Below are 6,143 nucleotides of genomic sequence, written 5' to 3'. Positions count from 1 at the left end.
TGCAATCATCTGTTTAAGCAGCGGCTGAGCTGGTTCGGCCAACAATGTCGCGATTGCAAAAACCCGGGCTTCGAATGCGGCTTCAAGCGGAGGGAGGTCGGCAATTGCTGTGTCGAGCTGACCTGCTGATCGGGCAAGATCTAATTCTGACAACGCGCCTTGCTCAACTTGCGCTCTGATCAAGGACTGGGTCCGCCGGAGACTCGCGATATTCTGTCGTGTTAAAGCCAACGCTTCCTGAAAATACCGGGCGTCGATATAGTTGGAAACGACACCGGAAACTAGGGCAAGCCGGACAGTGCCTGCATCAAACTTGGCTGCTTCTACACCCGCTGTCGCGCGCTGTGCGTCACGGCGAACACCACCAAAAATATCGAGGATGTAATTCGCCCCGAACGTCGCACTTTCAGAGGGATCACCTGAAATTGGGTCACCATTGTTTCTCTGCGCCTGTGCATCCAGTCCACCTGAGAACTGGTCAGCGATACCTGTCTGCCTCAGGTCTGTATTTGCGGCTTTGATACGTTGTAAAGCCGTTGCAATATCGATGTTTTGTGTGAGGCCTCGGTCTACCAGCCGGTTCATTTGCCGGTCATTTAGCCGTTTCCACCATTCATCGCGCGCGACTTCTCCGAGAGCCCCGCCACCGCCAATGAATGACGTTTCTAATGGTGTCTTGGGTGGCGTATAATCAGGGCCAACAGCGGTACATGAAACCAATGCCGTGGATGCTAAGATAGAAAGCAGATAGGGACGGTTCATTTGTCATTCCTGTATATTGGATCATCTTTTGGATTTGCGGGGGGATTGAGGTGTTTCACTCAACACGCTGTTATGAGTAGCTAAGTATTTGAAAAATATTAGCTTGTATAGAGTTCCTCAGAGCCGTCAAGTTCTAGGGCTGTTTCTCCGGACATACGGTTCATGTCGGTCAGATCCTCTCTTCTAGATCGGCGAGGATCTCTTCGGCGGAGGTGCCGTAAGGCCACGAGTCGGCGAAGCCCGCGTCGGGATCGAAGAGGAACAGATGCGACGTGTGGCCCATGGTGTACCCATCCGGCGCTGCGGCCTCTTCGACGCGCTCAAAGAAGATTGGAAACGTCTCGGACGTGGCGGCGATCTGTTCCGGCGTGCCCGTCAGCCCAATGATGCCCGCATCGAACAGCGGGACGTATTCGGCGAGTGCTGGGGGCGTGTCTCGTTCAGGGTCGATTGTTATGAAAATCGGCTGGACCTCGGCGGCATCGTCGCCCAGACCGTCCATCACCGCCGCGACCTCAGATAGGGTCGTCGGGCAGACGTCGGGGCAGTTGGTAAAGCCGAAAAACACCAGCATCCAGCGCCCCGCAAAGTCCTCCTCGGTTTGAACCATACCCCGGTGGTCTGTCAGTTCGAATTCAGCGAAAAAAGGCGGCTCGGCGTCAGTTCGGGCGCTGTCGGCACGATAGTCAGACCAGAGCAAAAGCCATACGAAGGCAAGCGCTGCCACGCCTGCCAAAACCCAAAGAAATTTCTGTGCCGATGTAAGGGACAATCCTGTGCGCCTGTTTTTGATTCTTATTGCATGTGCGGATACATCCTCTAGCCGCTAGAGGTTCAAGCACAAAATCATGGTATAGCTTGAACTCACGCGTCTGTGAATCCGGCACTTGTTTATTCCGACGGCAAAACCTACACAAACTGTATCTTTTTCATGGAGGCGAAAATGCTCACGATCGGTACTCTGTCAAAGAAGACTGGCACAAAGGTGCAGACCATCCGGTACTACGAACAGATTGGGCTCATGCCCGAACCTGGCAGGACCGAAGGCGGACAGAGGCGCTACGACAATGCACAGCTCGACCGACTGTCCTTCATCCGCCATTCGCGGCAACTCGGTTTCTCGCTCGATGCGATCCGCGAGCTGCTCGACCTCAGCGACCATCCCAACCGGCCCTGTAATGAGGCTGATGCCATCGCGCGTCGCCAGCTCAAACAGGTGGAGCAGCGCATGGCCCGCCTGAAGGCGCTGCGCACGGAACTGAAACGCATGGTTCACGAATGCAGCGGCGGGCGGACGGGAGATTGCAAGGTGCTTGAGGTGTTGCGGGACCATTCGGAGTGCTTGACCGAGCACGAGGAAATCGGGGCCTGAAGGAATTCAGCCAACATTCCGGCTGGAACGCAGATAAGCCGCAGAAGTTAATGTGTCGTACAACACAAGCTGGAACCACAAAATGGCCGCTAGACAAGATTCAATGGAGAGACGGACGCTTTGGATCGTTCTGGCGCTCAATATCGGCTTGGCCGTGGCCTTTTTCGCAACAGGCGCCTTCGGCGACTCAAGTGCCCTGATCGCCAACGGGCTCGATAACCTCTCCGACAGCTTCGTCTACGCGATCAGCCTTTTCGCTTTGTCCCGATCCGACAAATGGAAACGCGGGGCGGCGAATGTTTCCGGTGGGCTGCTGATCCTGTTCGCTGCAGGCATCCTCTACGATGCGTGGCGCCGCTACATCGGCGGGTCAGATCCGCTCGGGACGATCATGATCGCCATGGCCCTGATTGCTGCGGCCATCAACGCAGTCTGCGTCTGGCTGCTCGCTAAGCTCAAAGATCCGGACGTCAACATCCGCGCGGCCAACACCTTCAGTTACAATGATTTCGCCGCGAACCTCGGAATCGTCGTGGCTGGCGGCCTCGTCGCCTGGCTGGGAACCAACTGGCCGGACCTCGTCGTCGGCGTGATTGTCGCCGGGATCGCGGCCTGGGGAGGTATCGACATTCTGCGCGACGCACACGGCGAACACCACAAAGCAGTTCATACGGGCAAATAGTTGCGGGAGATTCTTTCTGAAAGAAAGGATTGAAGCTACAGTGACTATAGCAATTAGTCTTGTTCCAAGACGATTCGAGGAGCGACCCGTTGCATATGACCGACCCCCTACTTGTACCCACCAAACTACTGGATTTTGATGCCGCGCCTCTTGCGCATCTAATTGGGAACCGCAGCTGGCGCGGCTTATCCGAACACGATCGGATCGGAGCTGCCTATGATTTCGTTCGGAATGAAATCGCGTTCGGATACAATCGAGCTGACGACATCCCCGCATCCGAAGTGTTTTCCGACGGCTACGGGCAGTGCAATACCAAAGGCACGCTCTTGATGGCGCTGCTGCGTGGTGTCGGCATTCGTTGCCGGTTGCATGGGTTTACGATCCACAAGGGCTTGCAGCGCGGTGTTGTCCCTGAGCTGGTGTATCCGCTTGCTCCGCAGGAAATTCTCCACTCATGGGTCGAGATCGAATTTCAAGATTCCTGGATCAACCTTGAAGGCTTCATCCTGGATGACGCTTTCCTCGATGTCCTGCAAACGTCATTCTCGGACACAGAAAGTCTCTGCGGTTATGGCGCGGGCACGGATTGCCTTGGCGCGCCTCCCGTCGCCTGGAACGGAGAAGATACCTACATTCAGAAAACCGGCATCGTGCAGGATTTCGGCGTGTTTGATACGCCGGACGCATTCTATTCGTCCCATGGGCAATCCTTTGGATGGCTGCGTGGTGCCCTTTACCGTCATATCATACGCCACTGGATGAATGCGCGCGTACGTGGTTTGCGCAGCGGTCGCCTGAAGACTGACCGACGCGCGACACACGCGCATGAGGAGCCTGCCAATGCCACATGACCACGGGCACGCCCATATCGATCCGGATTCTGGCGATCGGCGGGTTGCCATCGCGATCTGGGCGAACGGGCTTCTTACCGTTGCGCAGATCGTCGGGGGCATATTCTCGGGTAGTTTGGCACTGATAGCAGATGCGCTGCACAACTTTTCCGATATGGCTTCGCTTGTCATTGCCTTTGCCGCACGCAAGATCGCGCGCCGACCGGCCGATGAGCGCATGACCTTCGGATATGGCCGGGTCGAAATCGTCGCGGCCCTGATCAACTACACGACCCTGATCGTGATCGGCTTCTACCTGATCTACGAAGGCGGCATGCGCATGATTGATCCACCCGAAGTCATGGGGTGGACCGTCGTCATTCTCGGTGGAATTGCGCTTGTGATCGACACGCTGACCGCAATGCTGACCTATTCGATGCAGAAGGGCAGCGTGAACATTCGGGCGCTTTTCCTGCATAACCTGTCGGACGCGCTTGCTTCGGTCGCGGTTATCGTCGGTGGGTCACTGATCATCCTTTACGACATGCGTTGGGTTGATCCTGCCATCACGATCGGCATCGCGCTCTACATTCTGTATCTGTCTTTCACTGAAATAGGCGGCCCAATCCGAACCCTGATGCTCGGGAGCCCGCCGGATGTGGATGGAAACGACGTGGTCAGAGCGATCCAAGGCGTCGAAGGCGTGGTCGACGTACATCATGTTCACCTTTGGCAAATGCAGGAGCACGCTGCGGCATTGGACTGCCATATTGTCGTCGAACGCGAACGGATGGGTGAGGCCGACAAGATTAAAGAAAACGTCAAATCGGTGCTGCATGAACGTTTCTCAATCGAGCATTCCACGCTTGAATTCGAAGCGAGCGACAATGCGCATCAGGAGGCGCAGGTGTTCGGACACCGCCCATGACGATTGCCCAAGGCATACTAGTGGTCGTTGGCCTGCTGTCCGGTCTGGTTTTGATTGGTGCGCTCCTTTGGTCGATCGTCCGCCCGTCCAAGCGCATCTGGCCTCCAAACAGAGAGCATTCAGTCATACCAAACATTGCATGGGGACTCACATTGGCCGTGTTTGGGGCGGTGATCGGTTTGGGCATCTTGGATTGGAAATCCGCTTCTATGGCCAACGCACTCCGTTGGGCGGTCGGGCCGTTCTTGATCGCAACCGGAAATCTGATCGTCTGGTGGGGGGCATTCAGCATTGGACTGAAAGCCACCAGCGGTGCGAGAGACGAGCTTATCACTTCGGGTCTCTACCGTTTCTCTCGGCATCCGCAGTACCTTGCCGACATGGCCATCCTGATAGGTTTTGGTCTTCTCTTCGCCTCATCTTGGGTTTGGCCTATCGTCATCGTTGGAGTTGCCGCGCTGGCCCTTGCCCCGCTCGCGGAAGAGCCATGGCTGCATGAGCAATACGGCTCCAAGTATCGCGATTATTGCGCTGAAACCCGTCGATACCTGTAAACTCGCTGCCTCACGAGAACGTCATCGTTTTTCAGTTGAACCTCTAGCTGCTAGAGGTCGTATCCGTCAGCCAACAAAAGAGTGAGGCAAGGCATATGACAAAAACACTGAAAACACGACGCCAGTTCGTCTCGACAACTATGATCGGACTTCTGGCAGCACCTTCCCTTCTCCGTGCTCAGGAGCCCTCGGCGGTACGCAGAAATATTTCGTCCTTTAGTGCGGATCCCTGGCAAGACCACTTCGATAACCTTCAGCACGGTGCAATTTTGTGCGACATCGACTCGCGTGCAGTCCAGTATTGGTCGGAAGACGAAAGTGTCTACAAACTCTACCCGTCGAGTGTCCCTGCCTCGGAAGAGTTGACCCGCAGGGGATATACAAAGGTTATAAGGAAGGTGGAGGGGCCGAGTTGGCGGCCCACTCCATCAATGAAAGAGCGTAACCCCGAATGGCCTGACTATTGGCCGCCGGGTCCTGACAACCCGCTTGGAACCCACGCGCTTTATCTGTCGTGGCAGTATTACCGGGTGCACGGGACCGGAGACACACGCAAGATCGGGCGCCAGTCATCAAACGGCTGTATTGGACTTTACAACGAGCACATTGCTGAACTTTTTGCTCTGGCAGAAGTGGGAACCCAGGTCAGGATTTTCTGAAACCCAAGGAAAGCTGGCTGATACTTCTATTTTTTAACATAAACTTCATTATGCGTATTTATACTTAGTGTTGGGCACATTCTAAACTGGGTTGCGACACTTCCGGTATCTTGCTGAAAAAGCAAGGAGAACAGACATGGCACATACAGAGCTGGATTTGCGTGAAAGACGCATCATCGAGGACATGCTCAGAGCAAAATTCTCGATCAACAAAATAGCCGCTGAGCTTGGGAGACACCGCTCAACAGTCTATCGCGACATAAAGCGGAATTTTTACATTGATGGCGAAATGCCAAATCTCAGTGGCTACTATTGTGTGATTGCACAGCGGAAGGCAGAAGCTCGACGTGCGCGGC

9 protein-coding genes are annotated in these 6,143 nt (G+C 55.2%); 7 read left to right on the top strand and 2 right to left on the bottom strand.

All coding sequences use genetic code 11. The features are described from left to right. On the bottom strand, positions 1 to 762 hold a 762-nt coding region (locus A3722_RS01625; RefSeq protein ID WP_161488207.1), incomplete at its 3' end, for a TolC family protein. Between the two features lie 169 nt (positions 763 to 931). Next, positions 932 to 1,534: an SCO family protein gene (locus A3722_RS01620; RefSeq protein ID WP_233145810.1), complete on the bottom strand. Its 603-nt coding sequence runs from the start codon at positions 1,532 to 1,534 to the stop codon at positions 932 to 934. A gap of 171 nt (positions 1,535 to 1,705) precedes the next feature. Between A3722_RS01620 and A3722_RS01615 the strand changes: the two genes are divergently transcribed. The 7 genes from A3722_RS01615 to A3722_RS01585 all read left to right on the top strand — a co-directional run. Next, complete coding sequence (locus tag A3722_RS01615; protein WP_067626883.1) at positions 1,706 to 2,134, top strand: MerR family transcriptional regulator; 429 nt, start codon at positions 1,706 to 1,708, stop codon at positions 2,132 to 2,134. Between the two features lie 103 nt (positions 2,135 to 2,237). Further along, complete coding sequence (locus tag A3722_RS01610; protein WP_037941752.1) at positions 2,238 to 2,816, top strand: cation transporter; 579 nt, start codon at positions 2,238 to 2,240, stop codon at positions 2,814 to 2,816. Positions 2,817 to 2,911: 95 nt separating this feature from the next. After that, positions 2,912 to 3,667, top strand: a complete 756-nt coding sequence (locus A3722_RS01605) for a transglutaminase-like domain-containing protein (RefSeq protein WP_067626881.1) — start codon at positions 2,912 to 2,914, stop codon at positions 3,665 to 3,667. Next, complete coding sequence (locus tag A3722_RS01600; protein ID WP_067626879.1) at positions 3,657 to 4,574, top strand: cation diffusion facilitator family transporter; 918 nt, start codon at positions 3,657 to 3,659, stop codon at positions 4,572 to 4,574. Before A3722_RS01605 ends, A3722_RS01600 begins: the two co-directional genes overlap by 11 nt. Further along, a complete protein-coding gene (locus A3722_RS01595; RefSeq protein WP_067626877.1) occupies positions 4,571 to 5,128 on the top strand; it encodes a methyltransferase family protein in 558 nt (185 codons plus the stop codon). The genes A3722_RS01600 and A3722_RS01595 overlap by 4 nt, the downstream gene beginning before the upstream one ends. A gap of 95 nt (positions 5,129 to 5,223) precedes the next feature. Beyond that, the gene (locus tag A3722_RS01590; protein WP_067626875.1) at positions 5,224 to 5,787 is read left to right on the top strand and encodes a L,D-transpeptidase; all 564 of its coding nucleotides are present in this window, start codon (positions 5,224 to 5,226) and stop codon (positions 5,785 to 5,787) included. Positions 5,788 to 5,923: 136 nt separating this feature from the next. Continuing rightward, positions 5,924 to 6,143, top strand: a 220-nt coding sequence (locus A3722_RS01585; RefSeq protein ID WP_150120395.1) for a helix-turn-helix domain-containing protein, incomplete at its 3' end; no start/stop codon positions are given.

It is taken from the genome of Sulfitobacter sp. HI0027, from assembly GCF_001634775.1.
Lineage (GTDB): Bacteria > Pseudomonadota > Alphaproteobacteria > Rhodobacterales > Rhodobacteraceae > Sulfitobacter.
Note: the sequence above shows the minus strand (reverse complement) of the source record. Positions and strands in the feature narration are given on the sequence as shown.